We start from the raw sequence: 24,468 nt of genomic DNA, 5'->3' as shown, positions 1-24,468 counted from the left end.
AGTGTTGCTTAAGCTGCTACCACGACAACGCGTACGGTGGCTTCAACTTCGGCGTGCAGGTGCACGGCTACGTCGAATTCGCCTACGTTGCGGATGGTGCCGTTCGGCAGACGAACTTCGCTTTTTGCAACTTCAACGCCAGAGGCGGTCAGTGCATCAGCGATGTCGTGGGTGCCGATCGAACCGAACAGCTTGCCTTCGTCACCAGCGGTGGCAGTGATAGTCACTTCCAGCTCAGCCAGTTGGGCGGCGCGGTTTTCAGCCGAAGTCTTACGGTCTGCTGCGGCTTTTTCCAGCTCAGCGCGACGCTCTTCGAACGCAGCCAGGTTGGCTGGGGTCGCAGCGGTAGCTTTGCCGTAAGGCAGCAGGTAGTTACGACCGTAACCAGCCTTAACGTTCACTTTGTCACCCAGGTTGCCCAGGTTGGTGACTTTTTCCAGAAGGATCAGTTGCATGTGAAAATCCTCTTAACTTTTAACCTTCACCGTTCGCGTTATCGGCATCTTTCGGTGCCGAACGACCGCGAAAATCAATCAGGCTGTCGACGATGGCCAAGACCACCAGCAACGGATAGATCAGCTGCATGAACAGCAACAGCGTGACGTACAACCCCACCAGCCAGAACCTGGCCAGTCGCTTTTGCGCCACCAGCCCGTGAATCAGGGCCAGCCCGGCGAACACCAGCGGTACGCTGCACAACGGCGTTAACATGGCCATCTGTGGACCGATGTTCGGCCCCAGAAGCATGCACGCCAGCAGCAACATCGCCGGCAAAAACGGGAAACGGATGGCGCGAAACTCGCGACCAAAACCACCCGGGTTGTACAACAACGCCTGCCAGTAGCGCCCGACAATCAGGCTCAGCACACTGACGATTTGCAACAATGCCGCAATCAGGCCGGTCAGGACCGGTGCAATCAGGGACGCAAAATGCGCTTGCTCGTCTACCGATAACTTCTCGTAGACATCACCGAGTAGCGACGGCATGACTTTTATCAACGCCTGCGCCAGCATCTCGATTTGGGGACCAAAAGTCGCCCCCAGCACCACCGAAAACACCACTCCCATCGCTATGCTGACCAGCAGCACGCGGTCCCAGGATTCGCTTGCGCGCAAAACCAACGCAAGGCTCGAAGAACCCAACAGCACCAGAAGTGCCCGAGGGTCATCCGAGTAAAGCCACCAGATCAACGCCGGCAGCATTCCCAGGGCAAGAACGCCAAGGGCGTCCTTCAATCCGCGCCGCAGAAGCACAAGGCATCCTGCGGCAGCACCCAACCAATACAACAACGGCAATGTTACGCATCCAGCCACTACGAGAGTGGCCTGCATGCGGCCGCGCATGATGAACTCAGCTATGGCGCGCATGCATTCAATCCTTTGCTACGAGTCGACTGCCCGGTCTCAGCGGCCGTGGCTGTCGGTGTAGGCCAGCAGGGCCAGGAAGCGGGCGCGCTTGATAGCGGTGGCCAGCTGACGCTGATAACGTGCTTTGGTACCGGTGATGCGGCTTGGAACGATTTTGCCGGTCTCGGATACATAAGCTTTCAGAGTGTTGAGATCTTTGTAATCGATCTCTTTCACGTCTTCAGCGGTGAAGCGGCAGAATTTACGACGACGGAAGAAACGTGCCATTTGATAGGCTCCTTAAAAGGTCCGTGGATTACTCGTCAGCGTTATCGCTGTTGTCGCTGTCATCACCATCAACGCCTTCGGCGTCGGAGTGCTCAGGACGGTCGCGACGCTCACGGCGCTCACTGCGGTTTTCTTCAGCCTTGAGCATCTCGGATTGGCCGGTAACGGCTTCTTCGCGACGGATGACCAGGTTACGGATCACTGCATCGTTGTAGCGGAAGTTGTCTTCCAGCTCGGCCAGGGCCTTGCCAGTGCACTCAACGTTCAGCATCACGTAGTGAGCCTTGTGAACATTGTTGATTGCGTAGGCCAGTTGACGACGGCCCCAATCTTCCAGACGGTGGATTTTGCCGCCGTCTTCTTCGATCAGCTTGGTGTAACGCTCAACCATGCCGCCGACTTGCTCGCTTTGATCCGGGTGGACCAAAAAGATGATTTCGTAATGACGCATGAATGCTCCTTACGGGTTGTAGCCTGCCGCTCAAAAGCGGTCAGACAAGGAGTGAATGACACTTATGGACTTGCCTGCGATAGACACATGCGTGCCTGCCGTCACAGCAAGGGGCGCAATTGTAGAGAAGGGACAGAAGAGGTGCAAGGCAATTGGTGATTATTTGAACAGTTCGTTCGCGCCACCGATCTTTGGCTTAGCGAAGAACCAATGTGAGAGCGGGCTTGCTCGCGAAAGCGGTATCACATCCAACATTTCTACTGAATGACACACCGCTTTCGCGAGCAAGCCCGCTCCCACATTTGGATCGCGTACGACTTAAGGCTTTTTGCCGGCTGCGGCAGCTTTGACGCTACGCTGACGCTGAGCCTCGAACAGGCACACGCCAGTCGCCACGGAAACGTTGAGGCTGCTGACGCTGCCGGCCATCGGCAGGTGCACCAGGTAATCGCAAAGATCGCGAGTCAGGCGACGCATGCCGCTGCCCTCAGCCCCCATGATCAGGATGGTCGGGCCGGTCATGTCTTGCTGATACAGACTCTGCTCGGCTTCACCCGCCGTACCGACAACCCACAAGCCACGCTGCTTGAGTTTTTCCAGGGTGCGCGCCAGGTTGGTCACGGCGACCAACGGAATTACTTCCGCCGCGCCACACGCCACTTTTCGCACCGTCGGCGTCAGCGTCGCTGATTTGTCCTTCGGCACGATCACCGCCAGCGCACCGGCCGCATCGGCCGAACGCAGGCAAGCACCCAGGTTGTGCGGGTCGGTCACACCATCGAGCACCAGCAACAGCGGAGCTCCGTCGGTGCGATCCAGCAGCTCGTCGAGCATCGCCTCACCCCAGACCTGGCTCGGACTCACGTCCGCCACCACGCCTTGGTGCACGCCTTCAACCCAGGCATCCAGCTCACGGCGCTCGGCATTGCCGACGGCTACGCGGTTTTCGGCAGCGAGCGCGATCAGCGTTTGCACACGCGGATCACTGCGACCTTCAGCCAGCCAGATTTGCTTGACGCGTTTCGGGTGGTGACGCAGCAACGCTTCTACCGCATGCACGCCGTAGATCTTTTCCAACTGACTCATGACTTCGCCTTCGGTTTACGCGCCCCGCCACTTTTGGCAGCCGGGGCCGAACCCGCTTTTGGCGGGCCTTTACGGTGTTTGCTTGGTTTTGCTGGCTTGCCGCCGGGGGCCTTGTCAGGCGCCGACCGTCCGGTCTTTCCCCCAGACGCCGCTTTACCGCCGCTTTTCGCTTCAGACAGCAACGCCTGTTTCATTTCACGGCTTTTACGCAGCTCGGCATTTTTTGCCGCCGCATCGCTCGGGCGATAAGCCTCGACAGCCTTTTCCTTCGCAGGACGACGACCGGTTTTCGCCGGCGCCGGCTCTGCAGCGGTTTTAGCAGCTGGAGCGGTGGTTTCAGCCCCACGCTTCTTGCGGCCAATCGGCGCGCTGATGGTTTTTTCAGCCATCTCGAAGTCGATCTTGCGTTCGTCGAGGTCAACGCGCATCACGCGCACTTCAACGGTATCGCCGAGGCGGAAGCTGCGACCGGTACGCTCACCGGCCAGACGGTGATGCACAGGATCGAAGTGGTAGTAATCGCCCGGCAGCGCGGTGACGTGCACCAGGCCTTCGACATAAATGTCTGTCAGCTCGACGAACAAGCCAAAACCGGTCACGGCGGTAATCACACCCGGGAACGACTCGCCAACGCGGTCCTTCATGAACTCGCACTTGAGCCAGTTCACCACGTCGCGAGTGGCTTCGTCCGCACGGCGCTCGCTCATCGAGCACTGCTCGCCGAGTTGCTCGAGGGCCGCCTCGTCGTACGGATAGATACGCGCCTTCGGAATGCTCATCGCACCAGCACGGCGAACGTGCGGGGTATCCTGCTTGGAATGGATAACGCTGCGAATCGCCCGGTGCGTGAGCAAGTCCGGGTAGCGGCGGATCGGCGAGGTGAAGTGGGTATAGGCTTCGTAATTCAGGCCGAAGTGGCCCTGGTTATCCGCGCTATACACTGCCTGACTCAACGAACGCAGCATGACGGTCTGGATCAGGTGGAAATCCGGACGATCCTTGATACCTGCCAGCAATGCCTGGTAATCCTTAGGCGACGGGCCGTCCTTGCCTTTGTGCAGGGACAGGCCGAGTTCGCCAAGGAAGGCCCGCAGTTTTTCCAGACGCTCCGGTGGCGGACCATCGTGGACGCGGTACAGCGCCGGGATTTCGTGCTTTTTCAGGAATTCGGCGGTGGCCACGTTGGCCGCCAGCATGCATTCCTCAATCAGCTTGTGTGCATCGTTGCGAACGGTTGGACGGATTTCGGCAATCTTGCGCTCGGTCCCGAAGATGATCCGGGTTTCCTGCGTTTCGAAATCGATCGCGCCACGCACATGACGGGCCGCCAACAACACCTTGTACAGCGAGTACAGCTGCTTGAGGTGCGGCACAACGTCGGTGTACTCACCGCGCAGCTTGCGCCCCTCGGTGGCTTTCGGCGTTTCGAGCATGGCGCTGACCTTGTTGTAGGTCAGACGGGCATGGGAGTGAATAACCGCTTCGTAGAAGCAGTAGTCGGTCATTTCGCCGGACTTGGAGATGGTCATCTCGCAAACCATGGCCAAACGATCGACTTGAGGGTTCAGCGAGCACAGGCCGTTGGACAGTTGCTCTGGCAGCATCGGGATCACGCGCTCGGGGAAATACACCGAGTTACCGCGAACCTGAGCCTCTGCATCCAGTGCCGAACCGAGTTTCACATAGCTGGAAACGTCGGCAATCGCCACGTACAACTTCCAACCGCCGGAGAACAGGCGCAGCTTGCCCGGCTTGGATTCGCAGTAAACCGCGTCATCGAAGTCGCGCGCATCTTCACCGTCGATGGTCACAAACGGCAGATGGCGCAGATCGATGCGCTTCTCTTTGTCTTTCTCTTCGACTTCCGGCTTGAGCTTGGCCGCTTCTTTCAAGACCGCTTCGGGCCAGACGTGAGGAATATCGTAGGTGCGCAAGGCAACATCGATTTCCATGCCCGGCGCCATGTAATTGCCCACGACTTCGACCACGTCGCCTTGCGGCTGGAAGCGTGGTGTCGGCCAGTGAGTGATCTTCACTTCAACGAACTGACCAACCTGGGCGTTGGCATTGCGGCCCGGCGTGACCAGCACTTCCTGCTGGATCTTCGGGTTATCCGCAACCACGAAGCCGATACCGCCTTCTTCGAAGTAGCGACCCACGATGCTCTCGTGAGCACGGGAGACCACTTCGACGATCATGCCTTCACGGCGACCGCGACGGTCGAGGCCGGAAACACGGGCCAGGGCACGGTCACCATCGAACACCAGGCGCATTTGCGCCGGGCTCATGAACAGGTCGTCACTGCCGTCGTCCGGGACCAGGAAGCCGAAGCCGTCACGGTGACCGCTGATGCGGCCCAGGATCAGGTCGAGCTTGTCCACCGGCGCATAGGTGCCACGGCGGGTATAGATGAGTTGAGCATCGCGCTCCATGGCGCGCAGGCGGCGGCGCAGGGCTTCGATCTGGTCTTCCGTGGTCAGACCAAACTCTTCGACCAGTTGCTCGCGGTTAGCAGGCGAACCTCGATCAGCGAGGTGCTGAAGGATCAGTTCACGGCTAGGAATAGGGTTTTCATATTTTTCCGCTTCACGAGCGGCCTCGGGATCGAGGGACTGCCAATCGGCCATTAGAGAGTTTTCACCTTGTCTATATGCGGGTTAGTTTGGCATAGGCGTAATGAAACGGGAAATTTCAGGCTATGACAGCCCATCTAAAGCCCTTTATCGACACTGCAAAGCTGATTTGAAGACCACTGGCGAAATTTTCCAGGTTTTTTTGATTCCGGGGGTTTACAGTTAAAAAGACGCTCCGTATAGTGCGCGCCATCGACGACGCAGACGCGCTGCCGATACTGCCCAGATGGTGAAATTGGTAGACACGCCAGCTTCAGGTGCTGGTGACCGCAAGGTCGTGGAAGTTCGAGTCTTCTTCTGGGCACCAATTTCGAGCTTGAGATTAGTTCAATTTCAAGGCTCACACAAAAACCCGCGAAAGCGGGTTTTTGCATTCTAAGCGTTTGATTTATTAAATCTAAATCAGGGGTTTACAGATCAAAACGCTCTCCGTATAGTGCGCCACATCAACAGCGGCAACGCTTGCGATAAATGCCCAGATGGTGAAATTGGTAGACACGCCAGCTTCAGGTGCTGGTGACCGCAAGGTCGTGGAAGTTCGAGTCTTCTTCTGGGCACCAATTCAAATTCAAGGTCTCCACCTTGAATTTCACAAAAACCCGCGAAAGCGGGTTTTTGCGTTTCTGGCATCCGAAAACCTCCCCCCCTCGAGAAATACACGACCTGTAGCAGCTGGCGAAGCCTGCGTTCGGCTGCGAAGCAGGCGTAAATCCTGAACGCGCGGACTTCCTGGCACACCGCATCGCCTGATTTCATGACTGCTTCGCAGCCGAACGCAGGCTTCGCCAGCTGCTACAAGTGCCGAGACAGCCGCTCTAGCAGCCACTTCCCAGCACCGCAAGGCGCACTTGAGAAACAATATCGTTTATCATTGTTGCAAGATTTTGCAATGCGACAGTGAGGAACCCTGCGAATGATGTTTCAAAATACCCTGCGCCGCGGCCTGACCTTCACGCTTCTCGGCCTGGTACTCGCCTCTCCTCTCACCCAGGCTGCCGACCCGGTTTCCCTGACACTCTATAACGGCCAACACAAGGAAGTCGGTGACGCCATAGCCAAAGCGTTCGAAGCCAAGACCGGCATCCACGTCAATGTGCGCAAAGGCAGCAGCAACCAGCTCGCCAGCCAGATCATGGAAGAAGGCGATCGCTCCCCCGCCGACGTGATCTATACCGAAGAATCGCCGCCGCTGAACAAACTGGGCGAGCAAGGCGTGCTCGCCAAGGCCGACGACGCCACGCTGGCGGTTTTACCCAAAGAATATGTCGCCGGCAATGGCACCTGGATCGGCATTACGGCCAGAGTCCGGGTCGTTGCCTACAACCCCAAGCTGATTGAAGAGAAGGACCTGCCAAAGTCGGTAATGGAATTCTCCAACCCGAAATGGCAAGGCAAAGTCGGCTTCGTGCCTACCAGCGGCGCCTTTCAGGAACAGGCCGTCGCGATCATCAAAGTGCACGGCATGGATGCAGCCGAAGAATGGCTGACCGGCCTGCGCGCATTTGGCAAGACCTACAGCAACAACATGGTTGCCCTGAAGGCCGTGGAGAATGGCGAAGTCGCCACCGTGTTAGTGAATAACTATTACTGGTTCGCGCTGCAACGCGAGAAGGGTCAGCTCGATTCGAAACTGTATTACTTCACCGGCGGCGACGTCGGCGGGCTGATCACTGTTTCCAGCGCTGCCGTATTGAAATCCAGCAAACACCCCAAAGAAGCCCAGCAACTCCTTGCTTATATGGCCAGCGAAGAAGGTCAGCGCGTGATCACCCAGACCACCGCCGAATACCCGCTGCACAAAGGCATGGAATCGGATCGCGGCCTCAAGCCCTTCAGCGAACTGCAAGCGCCCGACGTCACGCCAGCCGATCTCGGTAACGCCGAACAAGCGCTGGACCTGGAACGCGATGTCGGCCTGAACTGATGAGCGCATCGTTATCCAGCCCCAACTCCGAGGGCTACGTGCCACGACGCAAACGGCCGTCAATCTGGCTGCTGCTACCGGTTCTGCTGCTGGTAGCGCTGAGCCTGCTGCCGCTGATGTACGTGGGACTCAAGGCCTGGCAAGCCGGTTGGGCCGAGGCGTTACATTTGCTGTGGCGGCCCTATGTGTTCGGACTGTTGCGCAATACGCTGGCACTGATGGCTGGCGTGACGCTGTCATGTAGCGTGATCGGTTTGTCGCTGGCCTGGCTGCTGGAACGCAGCAATCTGCGCGGGCGACGAGTGTGGGGCGTGATTCTCTGCTTGCCGTTCGCCGTGCCGGCGTTTGTCAGCAGCTTCACCTGGGTCTCGCTGAGCGCTCACTTCGAGGGGCTGGGCGGGGCAATTCTGGTGATGACCCTGTCCAAGTATCCACTGGTATTTTTGCCGGTGGCGGCGACCTTGCGCAATCTCGACCCCGCTCTGGAGGAGTCCGCACGAACCCTGGGACAGAATCGCTGGGGGGTGTTTTTCAGAATCACCCTGCCACTGCTCTGGCCCTCGCTGCTGGCGGGGGCCTTGTTGATTGCGCTGCACATGCTGGTGGAGTTCGGCGCCCTTTCAATCATTGGCCTGCAAACCTTTACCACGGCGATTTATCAGCAATTCGAGCTGGAGTTCAGCAATGCCAATGCCGCCATGCTCTCCGCCGTATTGCTGGCGCTGTGCCTGGTCTTGCTGTGGCTCGAACTGCGAGTGCGCGGCAAAGGTCGTCACGTGCGCACCGGTCAAGGCGCGGCGCGGCATGCGGAACAGGTCCGACTGGGGCGCTGGGCAGGTGCTGGACAGCTTTATTGCTTGACGCTGGCGATCATCGGCAGTGGCATTCCGCTGGGAATGCTTGCGTATTGGCTGGCGGTCGGCTCATCGGCCGCATTCCCGGTGGCGGCGATCGGCGAAGCCCTGCTCTCATCCCTGGCACTCTCTCTCGGTGGCGCCGCACTGTGCCTGATGCTGGCAGTACCGGTCGGACTGCTGGTGGTGCGCCATAAAGGGCAATTGGCAATCTGGGCCGAGCGCTTGCCATACTTGCTGCATGCGCTGCCGGGACTAGTGATTGCGCTGACGCTGGTGTATTTCGCCCTGCACTATGTGCCGGCGTTATACCAGACGTCGGCATTGTTGCTGATCGCTTATGCGCTGCTGTTTCTACCACTGGCTCAAGCGCCGATTCGCACGGCACTGAACAAGGCGGCGCCGCAGCTGGAAGAAGCGGCCCGCACGCTGGGAGCGTCGTCCTTCAGTGCGTTTTGTCGGGTGACCTTGCCGATTATCTTCCCGGCGCTGGGCGCGGCATTTGCGCTGGTGTTTCTGGACGCCATGAAGGAGCTGACGGCGACGCTGCTGCTCAGCCCGACCGGGCTTAATACCCTGGCGACAGAGGTTTGGGCGCATACCGCGAACGTGGAGTTTGCGGCAGCGGCGCCTTATGCGGTGCTGTTGATTGTTGTGTCGGGATTGCCGGTTTATCTATTAACAACCCGGATGTATCTGAGCCGCTGAAATCGTTATCGCGGGCAAGCCCACTCCCACAGGTACTTCTGAGAACACACATGCTGTGCACAACAGATGACACTGTGGGAGCGGGCTTGCCCGCGATGGGGTCAGCCCAGACAACCCATTACGCCCTGAACTGCCCCAGGCTCGCCTTCAACTGCGCCGCCAGCCCATCCAGCACTTTGCCACTGGCCGTGGTTTCAACCACCGCTTGAGCCGCTTTCTCAGCCTGCGCATGAATGGTTTCCACTCGACCACGCACGGCCTGCGCCCCTTGCGCCTGATGGGCCGCGGCCTGAGTGGCCAGGCCAATCGCGGCATGCACCTGTTCGACCGACGCCTGCACCGACTGCTGCAACCGCGCACTGTCGCGCAACACCAGCAACCCTTCGCTGGCCTGACGCCCCGCCTGGCCAATCGCAGCCACCGCCTCACGCGCCCCCTGCTGCAAGGCAACGATGTGCGCCTGAATGTCGCCAGTCGAGCTCTGCGTTTTGCTTGCCAGCGCCCGTACTTCGTCTGCCACCACAGCAAACCCGCGACCGGTCTCGCCCGCACGCGCCGCTTCGATGGCGGCGTTCAGTGCCAGCAAGTTGGTTTGCTCGGCGATCCCGTGGATCACCGTCAACACCACTTCAATCTGTTCACTCTGCTGCGCCAGCCGCTCGATGACTTTCGCACCGGTGTCGACCTGCCCGGCCAGCGCCTCGATCAGGCTGCCGACTTTCGCCGAGGTCCGGGTGTTTTCATCAGTGGCCGAGCGGATGTCCACCACCTGCTGCAAAGCGGCCTGCATGGCGTGACTTTCAGACTGGGCTTCATCAGCCATTTGCGACAGCGCCCGCAGGCTCTCGGCCACTTCATCGCGCTGCATACCCGCCGCCTTGTCAGCCCCGGCATTGCGCAGGGTCATGGCGCCGATTTCCACACCGGTACGCTGAGCGACATCACCCGCCTCGCGCACAATCGGCTGCAACTTATCCACAAAGCGATTGACCGCCGAAGCCATGTCACCGATTTCATCTTTGCTGTTGATCTGCACACGCTTGGTCAGGTCACCCTCACCCGCCGCCAAGTCATCCATGGCACTGATCAGCATCTTCAAGCGGTTGACCACCCGACGCCCGAGCACCACGGCCAGTAACAGCAGCACACCGCAACCGACCAGCGCCAGGAACATGCCGATGCGCCAGCGCAAGGTCGCTGCCGCTTCCTGCACCGTATTGGTGGTATTGGCTTTCATTTCGGAGGCGGTGGACTGAGCCGACTGCAATCGTGCACGCATGGCCGCCGCACTGTCTGCGGCCGCGCCCTTGAGGCTGTCGCCGACCAGTTGATCACTGCTGGCAATCAACGCCGAGAAGCGCTTGTCCAGGGCTGCCAGGTCGGTTTCCACCGAGGCAGTCGAAACCCCCATCACAACCTTGCCGATTTCCACGCCATTGGGATTGATCGAGGCTTCGAGGTAGTAAACCGAAGGATCGTTCTTCGCCGCATCCAGCACCTTGTCCAGCGCCCGCTCGCCCTGCCCCTTTTCCAGCAAGGCCTTGTTGATCGGGTTTTCACGGTTGAGGTAGCGCGTCAGGTGCTGCCCCGTTGCATCGTCGTAAACCACGAACAACACATTGGGATTACGCTGGGCCCGGCGGGCGAATTCAGACAGGGTTGGAACGTCGCTGTCCCACATTGCGCGGGGAGCGACCGAGGCCAGAAGCTGCGCCATGTCATTGGCGGAGTCCTTCAGATCCTTTTCCAGCGTCGCGCGCAACTGCGCCTGCTCCTCCTCCAAACGCGAGGACAAACCGGCCGTGAGCCGCTGACGTGTGCTGGTCGAGAGGCTGTCGAGGCTCGACGTGACTTCACGCCCCGCCTGCTCGAGCTCGCCAGAAAGTTTTTGACTGTCGGCCCCCAGACGCACACCCAAATCGGCTTCCAGCGCGGTCACTGTGCTCCGGGTCAGGGCAACAGCCACCAGCACTTGCACCAAAAGGGCGATACCAAGGGTAACGAACACGGGCCGCAACAAACGGCTTTGTAACAGTGAGAGAACGGCTGACACTTATAATCCCTCTGCTTTGGCGCCATTAAATTGATGGCGCGCTGGAAGCGATGCTTTTAATCAACATCACAGCAAAGGTCATGCCGTCCCACAGGCAGAAACGACAAAGGGTCCTATTAAGGACCCTTTGTGTTTCACTTCAATGACTTATCAAGCAAACGGATGACGCAGAACGATGGTTTCGTTGCGGTCCGGGCCCGTCGAAATAATGTCAATCGGTGCACCGACCAACTCTTCAACGCGCTTGATGTAGTTACGAGCGGCTTGCGGCAGCTCTTCCAGCGTCTTGGCACCGACGGTGGATTCGGTCCAGCCCGGCATCTCTTCGTACACCGGCTCCAGGCCGATGTAGCTGTCGGCGTCAGTCGGTGCGTCGATCACTGCACCATCCTGGTTCTTGTAGCCAACGCAGATGTTGATGGTTTCCAGACCGTCCAGCACGTCCAGCTTGGTCAGGCACAGGCCCGAGATGCTGTTGACGTCGATAGCGCGACGCAGGATGACGGCGTCGAACCAGCCGCAACGACGGGCACGGCCGGTAGTCGCGCCGAACTCGTGACCACGCTTGGCCAGGAAAGCACCCACGTCGTCGAACAGCTCAGTCGGGAACGGACCCGAACCCACGCGAGTGGTGTAGGCCTTGGTGATGCCCAGGATGTAATCCAGGTACATCGGACCAAAACCCGAACCGGTGGCGATGCCACCTGCGGTGGTGTTGGAGCTGGTGACGTACGGGTAGGTACCGTGGTCGATGTCCAGCAGGGAGCCTTGGGCGCCTTCGAACATGATGTCTTTGCCAGCACGGCGCAGTTCGTGCAGCTCAGCGGTGACGTCGAGCATCATCGGCTTGAGCAGCTCGGCGTATTCCATGCACTCGTCCAGCGTCTTCTGGAAGTCGATGGCCGGCTCTTTGTAGTAATTGACCAGTACGAAGTTGTGGTAATCCAGCAACTCGCCCAGCTTGGCGGCGAAACGCTCACGGTGGAACAAGTCACCGATGCGCAGACCGCGACGTGCCACCTTGTCTTCGTATGCCGGGCCGATGCCGCGACCGGTGGTGCCGATCTTCAGCTCGCCACGGGCCTTTTCACGGGCCTGGTCCAGCGCTACGTGGTAGGACAGGATCAGCGGGCAGGAAGGGCTGATACGCAGGCGCTCACGCACCGGCACGCCTTTCTCTTCCAGCTTGATGATTTCCCGCAGCAGAGCGTCGGGTGCAACCACCACGCCGTTACCGATCAGGCACTGCACGCCTTCGCGCAGCACGCCCGAGGGGATCAGGTGCAAGACGGTTTTCTCGCCGTCGATCACCAAGGTGTGACCAGCGTTGTGGCCACCTTGGTAGCGCACTACGGCGGCAGCATGTTCGGTCAGCAGATCAACGATCTTGCCTTTGCCCTCATCACCCCATTGGGTGCCCAGGACTACGACATTCTTACCCATAACACTTGTCCTCATTCGCGCAAACTTGGTGCCGGCAGCGCCGGCGGGAAAACTCAAGAGGCCAGTGGCGATACTTGCCAAAGCCCGTTCTGCAGAATCAATTGCCGGTCGCAGTCCGCTTCACGGGCGGCGGCCAAAGGTTGTCCAGGCAGCGCCTGAACGACACGCTGACCCTCACTGCGCAACTGACAAACCTGCTGCCAGAGTGCCGTATCCGTACTGTCAGGCATCCAGATACCGCCAGACGGTAGCTCGATTTCAGCACGCCCCAGGGTCACCAGGGTTTTCAAATCAGTAGAGAAGCCAGTTGCCGGACGAGCGCGACCGAAGTCGGCGCCGATGTCGTCGTAACGACCGCCCTGGGCAATGGACTGGCCAACACCCGGTACAAATACCGCGAACACCACACCGGTGTGGTAGTGATAACCGCGCAACTCGCCCAGGTCGAAGTACAGCGGCAGTTCCGGGAAACGCACAGACAGACGCTCGGCAATCGCCAGCAGGTCGTCCAGAGCAGCCAGAACTGGAGCCGGCGCATGCGCCAGACGCTCGCGGGCAGCGCTCAACACTTCACGGCCGCCACACAAATCAACCAGTGCACGCAGCATGCCCGACAAATCGGCAGGCAGGCCTTCGGTCAAGGTAATGACCTCATCGATGGCCTTGCGTTGCAACGCATCGAACAACTGCTGCTCGACTTCACCGGACAAACCGGCGGCGCGGGCCAGGCCACGGTAGATACCGACATGACCGAGGTCCATGTGCACATCCGGCACGTCGGCCAGTTGCAGCATAGCCAGCATCAGACTGATGACTTCCACATCGCTGCTCGGGCTGCCATCACCATACAACTCGGCACCCAACTGAATCGGGCTGCGAGAGGACGACAAGGCGCGAGGCTGAGCATGCAGCACGCTACCGGCGTAGCACAGACGGCTCGGGCCTTCACGACGCAAGGTATGCGCATCAATGCGTGCCACTTGCGGCGTGATGTCGGCACGGAAACCCATCTGCCGGCCCGATTGCGGGTCGATGACCTTGAAGGTACGCAGATCGAGGTCCGAGCCCGCGCCGGTCAGCAGGGATTCCAGGTACTCGATATGGGGAGTCACGACAAACTCGTAACCCCAGCTCTGGAACAGATCCAACACCTGACGACGCGCTACTTCAATGCGCGCCGCTTCTGGTGGCAGTACTTCTTCGATGCCATCTGGCAGCAGCCAGCGGTCTACCGTCGCCATTACGCCATTCCCCTATGATCCGGGCGGCCAGCCCTCGGCCGAGCCTTGAGTGAAGCAGAAAATGATTGGCTCATTGCACAAACCACGCGCATGAACAACGAAGCGAAAAGCCTTTTACCGGCTTCGCTAACCACTTTCCTCGAAAAACTATCGAGCCATTCGACTCGGCGCCTGCCTAAAAACAGCAATCAAACGTGCAGACGCAAAAAAGCCGGGAATTTCCCGGCTGCCGCATCATACACACGTTTTCCCAAAGGATCACCCCGCCAGAGGCTTTAGCCGCCAGGCGGGGGACGATTCAGGTCAACGCGGTATCAAGGCTTGGCTTTTTCCAGGTAACGGAAGAAGTCGCTGCTTGGGTCCAGGACCATGACGTCGGATTTGTTCGCGAAACTTTCACGGTAGGCACGCAGGCTACGATAGAAACCGTAGAACTCCTGATCCTGGCCGTAGGCCTTGGAGTAGATCGCAGCGGCCTGAGCATCACCGTCACCGCGAACCTCTTCAGATTCACGATAGGCTTCAGCCAGCAGCACGCGGCGCTGACGATCGGCGTCGGCACGAATGCCTTCTGCCAGCTCGTTACCCTTGGCGCGATGCTCGCGAGCTTCACGCTCACGCTCGGTGCTCATACGCTCGAACACGCTGCGGTTCACTTCTTTCGGCAGATCGATGGCCTTGACCCGAACATCGACGACTTCGATACCCAGTTCTTTTTCCGCCATCTTGTTCAGCGAAGCAGTGATGTCAGCCATCAGCGCGTCACGCTCACCAGAAACCACTTCATGCAGCGTGCGCTTACCGAACTGGTCACGCAGGCCCGATTCCAGACGACGGGACAGACGCTCGTCGGCGATCTGCTTGAGGCCGGACGTTGCAGTGTAGAAGCGCTCGGCATCTTTCACGCGCCACTTGGCGAAGGCATCCACCATGACGGCTTTCTTTTCCAGCGTCAGGAAGCGTTGCGTCGGTGCATCCAGCGTCATCAGGCGTGCGTCGAATTTGCGCACCTGGTTAACGTAAGGCACTTTCACATGCAGGCCCGGCTGAACATCAGCCTGGACCACGCGACCGAACTGCAGCAACACCGCACGCTCGGTCTGAGCCACGATGTAGAAGCAGTTCCAGGCAGCGATTGCCACGACGACGCCAACAATAAGGGCGATCAGCGATTTATTGCTCATCAGCGGGTCTCCCTTGTGCGCGTTTGCGGCAGGTCAGTGACATGCGGCGTGACATCCGTGTTGCTGGAGGCTGCGGCCGAACCGGTTACCGGCGCATTACCGCCCGAACTGTTTTGAATCATCTTGTCCAGCGGCAAGTACAGCAGATTGCTTTGGCCATTCTTGTTGCCGGTCACGAGAACCTTGCTGGTGTTGCTGAAGACTTCCTGCATGGTGTCCAGGTACAGACGCTCGCGGGTGACTTCAGGGGCCTTGCGATACTCGGCAACCAGTTTGGTAAAGCGATCAGCCTCACCCTTGGCACGCGAGACGGTTTCGTCACGGTAACCATTGGCATCCTCGAGGATACGCTGGGCCTGGCCACGGGCTTCCGGCACGACGCCGTTGGCATAGGTTTCAGCCTGGTTACGCGAACGCTGCTCGTCTTCACGGGCACGGATCACGTCATCGAAGGCTTCCTGGACTTCACGCGGTGCCGCTGCGTTCTGAACGTTGACCTGCGTTACGGTGATACCGGTGCGATAGGTATCCATGAAGCGTTGCAGACGCTCCTTGATCTCGCTGGCCATCAACTCACGACCTTCAGTCAGTACCTGGTCCATGGCGGTAGAACCCACCACGTGGCGCAAGGCACTATCTGTCGCTTGCTGCAGGCTGACTTCCGGTTGATCCACATCCAGCACGAAATCCTGCAGGTTGCTGATCTTGTATTGCACGGTCAGCGGCACTTCGACGATGTTCTCGTCTTCGGTCAGCATCTGCCCCTGCTTGGTGTACGAACGCTCTCGCGTAACGTTTTCCAGGTACTTCTTGTCGATCGGCGGGAAATAGATATTCAGGCCCGGGCCGACGGTTTCGTAGTACTTGCCGAAGCGCAGCACCACGGCTTGCTCCTGCTCGTCGACGACGTAAACAGCGCTGTACAGCCACACGGCCGCCAGCACGACAAGACCGATGCCGAGCAGGCCGCCAAAGCCGCCACTCTTGCCCGGACCACCGCCGTCATCACCACGTTTTTTACCACCACCGAACAACCCGTTCAGGCTTTCCTGCAGCTTTCGGAAGGCCTCGTCGAGATCCGGTGGTCCCTTGCGGTCGCCGTTATTACGACGCTTGCCACCCCAAGGATCCTGATTATTCGAGTTGCCACCCGGCTCATTCCAAGCCATAGCGCTCTCCATCTGATAAAGCAAAGACGCACCCACGGCGCGCCGACCAATGCTACAGAATGCCTGTCACCACGACACAACCGCTTTCTCAGGCTTTTATTGCAAAGTGTGTTGCTCGATGAAGTCATTGGGCTGCAAACCTTCGCGGCTCACCAGTCGATTCAACTCGGCTCGTGGCAAACGAACGGCCAGCAAACTGATGCCTTCGTCATCGTGTTCTTCTTTCTGTACCGCACCGAGTTCGAAAAACTGTGCACGCAGTCGAGCAAAGCGGCTCGGCAAGCGCAAGGTACCGATAAACAATTCACTGCCGAGTAACTCGGCAATGGCTTGTTCAAGCAATTCCAGACCCGTGCCATCACGCGCCGACAGCCAGACCCGCTGGGGTTTGCCGTTTTCGTCGCGCTGGATTTGTGGCTCAACGCCTTCAAGCAAATCGAGTTTGTTATAGACCTCGAGTATCGGCAAGTCCTGGGCACCAATCTCACCCAGCACCACCATCACCTGCTCGATCTGCAACATGCGATCTGGTTCGGCCGCATCGATCACGTGCAACAACAGGTCGGAGTTGCTCGACTCTTCGAGGGTAGACCGAAATGCCTCGACCAGCTTGTGGGGCAAGTGGCGAATGAAACCTACAGTGTCCGCCAGGACAATCGGCCCCAGATCGTCTAAATCCAGACGGCGCAGGGTCGGGTCCAGCGTGGCAAACAATTGGTCAGCCGCGTAGACGTCGGATTTCGTCACGTTATTGAAGAGCGTGGATTTACCGGCGTTGGTATACCCCACCAGCGACACGGTAGGGATATCCGCACGCATGCGGCCACGTCGCGACTGTTCACGCTGGCTGCGCACTTTCTCCAGCCGGCCCTTGATCTGTCGCAGGCGAACCCGCAGCAAACGGCGGTCGGTTTCCAGTTGCGTTTCACCCGGGCCACGCATGCCGATACCGCCACCTTGGCGTTCAAGGTGGGTCCAGCCACGAACCAGCCGGGTGCTCATGTGGTCAAGCTGGGCCAGTTCTACCTGGAGCTTGCCTTCATGGGTACGGGCGCGTTGGGCGAAAATATCGAGAATCAGACCGGTACGGTCGATCACGCGACACTCGAAAACACGTTCGAGGTTACGTTCCTGACTGGGCGTGAGGACGTGATTGAAAATCACCAGATCGGCCTCTTCGGCCTTGACCAGGTCGCGTAGCTCCTCGACCTTGCCGCTGCCAATCAGGAATTTGGCGGTTGGCCGATGACGCGGCACGTTAAAAAACGCAACGGTCTCGGCGCCCGCCGAATTAGCCAATTCCTGAAACTCCTGCGGATCTTCGCGCGCCTCAGGGTCCTGTCCATCCAAGTGAACGAGGATTACTCGCTCACCACCACCGTGGCGCTCAAAGAACAAAGGAGACTCCTATCAGGCGTTACCTGGCTCAGCGTCACCCGCTTCGGATTCGGTTGCGCTTGGCAGACGAATTGGACGAACCGGCACCACTGTCGAGATAGCGTGTTTGTAAACCATTTGGCTAACGGTGTTTTTCAGCAGGATAACGAACTGGTCGAAAGACTCGATCGTGCCTTGCAGTTTGATCCCGTTGACCAGGTAGATGGACACCCCAACTTTCTCTTTACGTAAAGTATTCAAGTAAGGGTCTTGTAGCGAATGCCCTTTTGACATGTGCCGCACTCCTTTAAGGATTCAATATAAAAAATAGGTAAACAGATGGCTTTAGCCGTCACACCCCCAAGGATAGACGGCAATTGCAAGGACTCAGCTCAATATGGAGATGGTCCCCAAGTATTTCAAGGCGCGCGGCAGATTGTCGCAATCGAGGCTGTCCAACCAGTGTAAATCAGCCCAACTGCGCAGCCAGGTGAACTGACGCTTTGCCAATTGGCGCGTGGCAATGATTCCACGCTCCTGCATCTCGGCTTGTGTCAGCTTGCCATCCAGGTAATCCCAGACTTGTCGGTAGCCTACCGCACGTATAGACGGCAACCCTGAATGCAGGTCACTTCTCTTACGCAGGGCTACGACCTCGTCAATGAATCCCTGTTCCAACATTAAAGTGAATCTTTGTTTAATTCGCTCGTGCAATACCTGACGATTTGCCGGTGCAATGGCCAAGTTCGCGACAGTATAGGGCAATTGTTGCAGTCCCGAGGCGGCTGCTTCAGTACTTTGCACAGATTGTCGCAACCTGAGCTCAGTCATGCTCTGACCACTGACGCGATAAACTTCCAGTGCGCGACTGAGTCGCTGCGGATCGTTTGGATGAATACGCGCAGCGGACTCGGGGTCAATCGCCGCCAATTGCTCGTGCAGCGCTTGCCAGCCAAGGCGTGCAGCCTCTTCCTCGATCTGCGCGCGGACGTCGGGATCGGCCGCGGGCATGTCCGCCAGACCTTCGACCAAAGCCTTGTAATAGAGCATTGTGCCGCCCACCAGCAGCGGAATTTTTCCCCGTGCGGTGATATCGGCCATCGCTTCCAGGGCATCACGACGGAAATCGGCGGCCGAATAGCTCTCGGCCGGGTCGAGAATGTCGATCAAACGGTGCGGAAATTCGGCCAGGATTTCTTTTGAAGGTTTGGCGGTGCCGATGTCCATGCCCCGATAGACCAGCGCCGAATCGACACTGATCAGCTCGCACGGCAGGACCTTGGTCAGCTCGATGGCCAAGTCGGTCTTGCCCGCAGCGGTCGGGCCCATCAGGAAAATCGCAGGAGGGAGCTGGCTCATCAACGACCGCGCAAGAACAGTTTGTCCAGATCGTCCAGGCCCAATTGGGTCCAAGTCGGTCGGCCATGGTTGCATTGACCGCTGCGCTCGGTGTTTTCCATGTCGCGCAGCAGGCCGTTCATTTCCGGGATCGCCAGGCGCCGATTCGCACGCACCGCGCCGTGGCAGGCCATCGTCCCAAGCAGTTCGTTCAGATGCGCCTGGACCCGGTCGCTAGTGCCGTATTCCATCAGGTCCGCCAAGACATCGCTGACCAGTCGATTGGCTTCAGCCTGCTTGAGCAAGGCCGGAATTTGCCGGATGGCCAGGGATTCAGGCCCCAGGCGCTGCAATTCAAAGCCCAGGCGCTGGAACAACGCAGCGTGCTCTTCGGCACAATCGGCCTCACGCTGGCTGACGGCCAGCGATTCCGGCACCAGCAGCGGCTGGCCGCTCAGGCCTTCGCTGGCCATGGCTATTTTCAGGCGCTCGTACATGATCCGCTCATGGGCCGCGTGCATGTCCACCAGCACCAGCCCTTGAGCGTTTTCCGAAAGAATGTAGATCCCTTTGAGCTGCGCCAGTGCATAACCCAGCGGAGGAATATCGTCTTGCCCGGCCGGCAGTGCGACCGCATTGGCCTCGGGCAATGGCGCGAAAAATTCACGATAGGCAGCCTGGGCTTCCGCGACCGGCACGCCGGACTGAGGCCGTGGCGTGTATTGGTACTGATAACCGGCGCCGGCGCCCGAGCCCGCCGGGGGATTGAACGATGGCTGCGCCTGCGGCTGCTCCAGCAGCGCATTGGCGGCCAGACGCATTTCACCCTGCGGGCCGAACTCGCCGGCGTCGAGGCCGGTAGGTCGAACGATGGCCGTTTCAACCGGTGCGGCCAGATGGTCTTCCGGCCGCACATCGCCCAAGGCGCGGTGCAAAGTGCCATAGAGGAAGTCGTGAACCATGCGCCCGTCACGGAAGCGAACTTCGTGTTTGGTCGGGTGCACGTTGACGTCGACGCCCGCCGGATCCACTTCAAAAAACAGCACAAACGTCGGATGCCGGCCATTGAACAGCACGTCGCGATAGGCCTGGCGCACCGCGTGGGCCACCAGTTTGTCGCGCACCGCGCGGCCATTCACAAAGAAATACTGCAAGTCGGCCTGGCTGCGGTTGAACGTCGGTAGGCCGACCCAGCCCCACAAATGCAGGCCGTTGCGCTCGATTTCGATCGGTAATGCCTGCTCCAGGAAACCCGAGCCACAAATGGCTGCCACACGCCGGGCACGGGCCGCATCGTCGTGGGCTTCGTGCAGGCTGAGAATGGTCTTGCCGTTATGGCGCAGGTGAAAGGCAACATCGAAACGCGCCAGCGCCAGACGCTTGATCACTTCTTGCAGATGATCGAATTCGGTTTTTTCGGTCTTGAGGAATTTGCGCCGAGCCGGGGTGTTGAAGAACAGATCGCGCACTTCCACGGACGTGCCCACCGGATGGGCTGCCGGCTGCACGCGAGGCGCCATGTCCCGGCCTTCGGTTTCGACCTGCCAGGCCTGATCGGCGTCGCGGGTGCGGGACGTCAGGGTCAGGCGCGCCACGGAGCTGATCGAGGCCAGTGCTTCACCGCGAAAGCCCAGGCTCATGACCTGTTCAAGGTCTTCCAGGTTACGGATCTTGCTGGTGGCGTGTCGGGCCAGGGCCAGCGGCAGGTCATCGGCAGAAATGCCGCTACCGTCATCGCGCACCCGCAGCAGCTTGACGCCGCCCTGCTCGACATCGACATCGATGCGCTTGGCGCCGGAGTCGAGGCTGTTTTCCAGCAATTCCTTGATTACCGAAGCCGGGCGCTCAACCACTTCACCGGCGGCAATCTGGTTCGCCAGTCGCGGGCTGAGCAGCTCGATGCGAGCGCTGTTGATCACGACCTGATTCATTCTTTGGCCGCCAACTCAGTGCCTGGAATGGTCAAGTGCTGACCGATCTTGAGCTCATCACTGGACAGGTTGTTGGCGCTGCGCAGCGTGGCTGGCGAAACCTGATAGCGTACGGCGATCATCGCCAGGGTCTCACCCGGACTCACCCGGTGATCACGGGGGCCCTGGGCGATTTTGCCGGAGTCACGCAGCCAGGCAATGTAGGTGCCCGGTGGCGGATTCTGCTGGAAGAACTGGCGCACGCCGCTGCTGATCGAACGCGCCAGCGCCTGCTGATGATTCGAGGAGGCCAGTTTGGAAGCTTCGTTGGAGTTGGAGATGAACCCGGTTTCCACCAGGATCGACGGGATGTCTGGCGACTTCAGCACCATAAACCCGGCTTGTTCCACACGCTGCTTGTGCAGTGGCGTGACCCGCCCGATGTTGCTCAGGACTTTCTGGCCGACGTTCAGGCTGGACGTCAGCGACGCGGTCATCGACAGGTCGAGCAGCACACCCGCGAGCATGCGGTCCTTGTCATCGAGGCTGACGTTGCCGGCACCGCCGATCAAGTCGGAGCGGTTTTCACTGTCCGCCAGCCAGCGTGCCGTTTCCGAAGTAGCGCCACGATCAGACAGGGCAAACACCGACGCACCAAAGGCGGCGGCCGACGGCGCGGCATCGGCGTGGATCGAAACGAATAGGTCGGCGCCTTTCTTGCGAGCAATTTCAGTACGTCCGCGCAACGGGATGAAGTAGTCGCCGGTACGGGTCAGTTCGGCGCGGAAGCCTTTCATGCCATTGACCTGACGCTGCAATTCACGGGCGATGGCCAATACCACGTCTTTTTCCTTCTGGCCGCGAGAGCCTGAAGCGCCCGGGTCTTCACCACCGTGGCCGGCGTCAATCACCACAAGGATGTCGCGCTTGCCAGCCGGTGCCGGTGGAAGCTTGATCGCAGGCTCAACCGGCGTGACTGGCACTGCCGGCATCGTGGCGACCGAAGGGGTTGGAGTCGGTGTCGGCGTGGGAGACGGCGCGGCATCGGCGGCGCTATCAAACAGATCCACCACCAGTCGGTTGCCGTACTGAGCGTTCGGTGCCAGGGAGAAGCTTTTCGGGGTCACGGCCTTTTTCAGGTCGATGACCACCCGCAAGTCGGTCGGCGTGCGTTGAGCCGAGCGCATGGCAGTGATCGGAGTATTGGAGGTGTTGACGTTCAGCGGCGCGCCGAGTGTCGCACCATTGATGTCGATTACCAGTCGATCCGGGGCAGTCAGCGTGAACACGCTGTGTTGCACGGGCCCTGTCAGGTCGAACACCAGCCGTGTGTTGTCTGGCGCCCGCCACAGGCGAACACTGTTGACCTTCGCATCGGCCAAAGCGTCGACGGTCACCGCCAAAAACAACAATCCTACGGCAGCTACCATCGCGCGAAAGCGCATACCTGACCCCATCATTTAATTGGATTCCAATGCCAAAGCGGCACACCAAATCTCGCCACGCGAGCCTTGGGATAAAATTTTCAGCGAACGCCCGCTGTCTTGCGGGCTAATGGTAATGGTCAGGTCGGGCTTTGGCAAAAAGCCTGCACCTTTATCGGGCCATTCGATCAGGCACAGGGCGTCGTCCTCGAAATAGTCGCGAATACCGAGGTACTCCAGCTCTTCCGGATCGACCAAACGGTACAAGTCGAAATGGAAGGCACGAATGTCGCCGATCTCATAGGGTTCAACCAGGGTAAAGGTCGGACTTTTCACCGCGCCTTCATGCCCCAAACCGCGAATGATGCCCCGCGACAGCGTGGTTTTCCCCGCCCCCAGGTCCCCTTCCAGAAAAATCAGACCGTGCCCTTCGGTGGTTTTTGCGATACGTGCGCCAAATGCAGTCATCGCCTCTTCATCAGCCAGGTACAGGGTTACTTCAGACACGGTGCTTGCTCCTCCAACAACTGACGAATGGCCGGGATCAGATCACTGGCCGCCAGCCCACGGCCGAATTTACCTTGTTGCTCACCCGCATTGGCATGCAGCCAAACCGCCAGGCAGGCGGCGTCGAACGCCTGCATGCCTTGGGCCAGCAACGCCCCCACCAGACCGGCCAATACATCGCCCAAGCCCGCAGTGGCCATGGCCGGATGGCCTTGATGACACACGGCAAGGCGTCCATCGGGATTGGCGATCAGGCTGCCAGCGCCTTTCAACACCACGACAGCTGTATATTTTTTGCTCAACGCATGCGCCGCCGCCGGGCGATCAGCCTGCACCTGGGCAGTGCTGACCCCAAGCAATCGCGCCGCTTCGCCTGGATGCGGGGTGATCACGCAATCCTTGGGCAGTCTCACGTGTTCTTCGGCCAGGAGGTTCAGCGCATCGGCGTCCCAGACTTGCGGCAACGCTGCATTGGCGGCCGCCGACAGCAAACTGCGCCCCCAGGCAGCCTGCCCCAAGCCCGGACCGACCACCAGCACGGACACTTTTTGCAGCAGTTCCATCAACTGATTGGCCGACGAAGTGCCCAACACCATGGCTTCCGGAATTCTCGCCAGCGCGGCTGGCACATGTTCACTGCGGATTGCCACCGAGACCATGCCGGCACCGCTGCGCAGCGCGGACTGTGCGCTCAGCAGGATCGCGCCACCCAAACCGCGATCACCACCGATCAGCAACACATGGCCGAATTTGCCCTTATGAGAAGTCGGGGATCGGGGCGCAGGACGCGGCAGGTTACCGGCCGTCAGACGACGAGCGCTGATCGCCGCAACTTCAATGAGCTGTGGATCGGCGTGCAAATCATTGAAAACCAGGTCGCCGACCACATCCGCGGCATCGCCGGTGAACAGCCCCAGCTTCAATCCAATGAAGGTGACGGTGAGCTCGGCTTGTACTGCAATACCGAGGACGCGACCGGTATCGGCGCACAGACCGGAAGGGATATCCACCGATGCCACCGGCAACGCACAGGCATTGATCGCCGCGATGGCGTCGGCGTAAGGCGCTCGCACCTCACCCGTCAGACCGGTGCCCAGCAATGCGTCCAGCACGATGCCGCTCAGTTGGGCTTGTGCCGACCAGGCGTCGATAGAGACGCTCTCGGACACTGCCTCGGCATGCGCCAACGCCGCATCACCCTGCAATCGCTGGGGATCACCCACCGCCAGGATGCGAACCGACCAACCCGCACGCTTGGCCAGCACCGCGACCAGATAACCATCGCCAGCGTTATTGCCGTGACCGGCCAGCACAGTGAGTTCATTGGCCGACGGCCATTGACGGACCAGCGCACGCCAGGTCGCCCGTGCGGCGCGCTGCATCAATTCGAAGCCCGGTGTGCCGGCCGCGATCAGGCTCGCATCGAGCCCTCGGACCTGCGCGGCGCTGTACAGCGCGTCGGGTAAATCATCTTTAGTGTGCGGCATGCGTCTTCAGGCTCCGATGTCTGGCAGAATTATACGCACCTCAG

At 59.5% G+C, this 24,468-nt stretch carries 20 protein-coding genes and 2 tRNA genes; 4 read left to right on the top strand and 18 right to left on the bottom strand.

Translation table 11 applies throughout. The annotated features are described in order from the left end of the window. Positions 1 to 8 precede the first annotated feature (8 nt). From rplI to rnr, 6 genes are all read right to left on the bottom strand, one after another. On the bottom strand, positions 9 to 455 hold the full coding sequence (gene rplI / locus BMS17_RS28755) for a 50S ribosomal protein L9 (RefSeq protein ID WP_046028423.1): 447 nt from the start codon (positions 453 to 455) through the stop codon (positions 9 to 11). A 19-nt stretch (positions 456 to 474) separates the two neighbouring features. Beyond that, positions 475 to 1,368 (bottom strand): hypothetical protein, encoded by an 894-nt coding sequence (locus BMS17_RS28750; protein ID WP_077432375.1) that lies wholly within the window; start codon positions 1,366 to 1,368, stop codon positions 475 to 477. Positions 1,369 to 1,404: 36 nt separating this feature from the next. Next, positions 1,405 to 1,635: a 30S ribosomal protein S18 gene (gene rpsR / locus BMS17_RS28745; RefSeq protein ID WP_002551829.1), complete on the bottom strand. Its 231-nt coding sequence runs from the start codon at positions 1,633 to 1,635 to the stop codon at positions 1,405 to 1,407. A 28-nt stretch (positions 1,636 to 1,663) separates the two neighbouring features. Beyond that, a complete protein-coding gene (rpsF, locus tag BMS17_RS28740; RefSeq protein WP_008035342.1) occupies positions 1,664 to 2,086 on the bottom strand; it encodes a 30S ribosomal protein S6 in 423 nt (140 codons plus the stop codon). Between the two features lie 318 nt (positions 2,087 to 2,404). Continuing rightward, positions 2,405 to 3,172: a 23S rRNA (guanosine(2251)-2'-O)-methyltransferase RlmB gene (rlmB, locus tag BMS17_RS28730; protein ID WP_046028418.1), complete on the bottom strand. Its 768-nt coding sequence runs from the start codon at positions 3,170 to 3,172 to the stop codon at positions 2,405 to 2,407. Next, positions 3,169 to 5,799 carry a ribonuclease R gene (gene rnr / locus BMS17_RS28725; RefSeq protein ID WP_046028417.1) on the bottom strand — a complete coding sequence of 877 codons (2,631 nt, stop codon included), beginning with the start codon at positions 5,797 to 5,799 and terminating at the stop codon, positions 3,169 to 3,171. The genes rlmB and rnr overlap by 4 nt, the downstream gene beginning before the upstream one ends. Before the next feature lie 226 nt (positions 5,800 to 6,025). Between rnr and BMS17_RS28720 the strand changes: the two genes are divergently transcribed. From BMS17_RS28720 to BMS17_RS28705, 4 genes are all read left to right on the top strand, one after another. Beyond that, positions 6,026 to 6,112: transfer RNA gene (locus tag BMS17_RS28720), tRNA-Leu, on the top strand. Between the two features lie 166 nt (positions 6,113 to 6,278). Then, positions 6,279 to 6,365 (top strand) — tRNA-Leu (locus BMS17_RS28715). A 353-nt stretch (positions 6,366 to 6,718) separates the two neighbouring features. Beyond that, positions 6,719 to 7,729, top strand: coding sequence for an extracellular solute-binding protein (locus tag BMS17_RS28710; RefSeq protein ID WP_046028415.1), 1,011 nt, complete (start codon positions 6,719 to 6,721; stop codon positions 7,727 to 7,729). Beyond that, positions 7,729 to 9,291, top strand: a complete 1,563-nt coding sequence (locus BMS17_RS28705; RefSeq protein ID WP_046028413.1) for an iron ABC transporter permease — start codon at positions 7,729 to 7,731, stop codon at positions 9,289 to 9,291. The genes BMS17_RS28710 and BMS17_RS28705 overlap by 1 nt, the downstream gene beginning before the upstream one ends. Before the next feature lie 118 nt (positions 9,292 to 9,409). On the opposite strand, the gene BMS17_RS28700 is transcribed toward BMS17_RS28705, so the two are convergent. The 12 genes from BMS17_RS28700 to BMS17_RS28645 all read right to left on the bottom strand — a co-directional run bounded on the left by BMS17_RS28700 (position 9,410) and on the right by BMS17_RS28645 (position 24,424). Continuing rightward, a complete protein-coding gene (locus tag BMS17_RS28700) occupies positions 9,410 to 11,344 on the bottom strand; it encodes a methyl-accepting chemotaxis protein (RefSeq protein ID WP_077432373.1) in 1,935 nt (644 codons plus the stop codon). 150 nt (positions 11,345 to 11,494) lie between these two features. Beyond that, the gene (locus tag BMS17_RS28695; protein ID WP_010464193.1) at positions 11,495 to 12,787 is read right to left on the bottom strand and encodes an adenylosuccinate synthase; all 1,293 of its coding nucleotides are present in this window, start codon (positions 12,785 to 12,787) and stop codon (positions 11,495 to 11,497) included. Positions 12,788 to 12,840: 53 nt separating this feature from the next. Next, a complete protein-coding gene (locus BMS17_RS28690; RefSeq protein ID WP_046028409.1) occupies positions 12,841 to 14,028 on the bottom strand; it encodes an ATP phosphoribosyltransferase regulatory subunit in 1,188 nt (395 codons plus the stop codon). 314 nt (positions 14,029 to 14,342) lie between these two features. Continuing rightward, complete coding sequence (gene hflC / locus BMS17_RS28685; protein ID WP_046028408.1) at positions 14,343 to 15,212, bottom strand: protease modulator HflC; 870 nt, start codon at positions 15,210 to 15,212, stop codon at positions 14,343 to 14,345. Next, positions 15,212 to 16,381 carry an FtsH protease activity modulator HflK gene (gene hflK / locus BMS17_RS28680; protein WP_046028406.1) on the bottom strand — a complete coding sequence of 390 codons (1,170 nt, stop codon included), beginning with the start codon at positions 16,379 to 16,381 and terminating at the stop codon, positions 15,212 to 15,214. Before hflK ends, hflC begins: the two co-directional genes overlap by 1 nt. Before the next feature lie 96 nt (positions 16,382 to 16,477). Further along, positions 16,478 to 17,779, bottom strand: a complete 1,302-nt coding sequence (gene hflX, locus BMS17_RS28675) for a ribosome rescue GTPase HflX (RefSeq protein WP_077432371.1) — start codon at positions 17,777 to 17,779, stop codon at positions 16,478 to 16,480. Between the two features lie 12 nt (positions 17,780 to 17,791). After that, positions 17,792 to 18,052, bottom strand: a complete 261-nt coding sequence (gene hfq, locus BMS17_RS28670; protein WP_007902656.1) for an RNA chaperone Hfq — start codon at positions 18,050 to 18,052, stop codon at positions 17,792 to 17,794. A gap of 93 nt (positions 18,053 to 18,145) precedes the next feature. Further along, positions 18,146 to 19,117 (bottom strand): tRNA (adenosine(37)-N6)-dimethylallyltransferase MiaA, encoded by a 972-nt coding sequence (gene miaA / locus BMS17_RS28665; RefSeq protein WP_046028402.1) that lies wholly within the window; start codon positions 19,115 to 19,117, stop codon positions 18,146 to 18,148. Next, on the bottom strand, positions 19,117 to 21,027 hold the full coding sequence (mutL, locus tag BMS17_RS28660; protein WP_077432370.1) for a DNA mismatch repair endonuclease MutL: 1,911 nt from the start codon (positions 21,025 to 21,027) through the stop codon (positions 19,117 to 19,119). Before mutL ends, miaA begins: the two co-directional genes overlap by 1 nt. Beyond that, entirely contained in the window at positions 21,024 to 22,466 is a 1,443-nt protein-coding gene (locus tag BMS17_RS28655) for an N-acetylmuramoyl-L-alanine amidase (protein ID WP_046028399.1), read from the bottom strand. Before BMS17_RS28655 ends, mutL begins: the two co-directional genes overlap by 4 nt. Continuing rightward, positions 22,467 to 22,937, bottom strand: a complete 471-nt coding sequence (gene tsaE, locus BMS17_RS28650) for a tRNA (adenosine(37)-N6)-threonylcarbamoyltransferase complex ATPase subunit type 1 TsaE (RefSeq protein WP_077432369.1) — start codon at positions 22,935 to 22,937, stop codon at positions 22,467 to 22,469. Next, the gene (locus tag BMS17_RS28645; protein WP_077432367.1) at positions 22,925 to 24,424 is read right to left on the bottom strand and encodes a bifunctional ADP-dependent NAD(P)H-hydrate dehydratase/NAD(P)H-hydrate epimerase; all 1,500 of its coding nucleotides are present in this window, start codon (positions 24,422 to 24,424) and stop codon (positions 22,925 to 22,927) included. Before BMS17_RS28645 ends, tsaE begins: the two co-directional genes overlap by 13 nt. Positions 24,425 to 24,468: the final 44 nt, after the last annotated feature.

The organism is Pseudomonas sp. C9 (genome assembly GCF_002000165.1).
In the GTDB taxonomy this organism is placed as follows: domain Bacteria; phylum Pseudomonadota; class Gammaproteobacteria; order Pseudomonadales; family Pseudomonadaceae; genus Aquipseudomonas.
The sequence above is the reverse complement of the archived record's forward strand: the minus strand, read 5'-3'. Positions and strand labels throughout refer to the sequence as shown.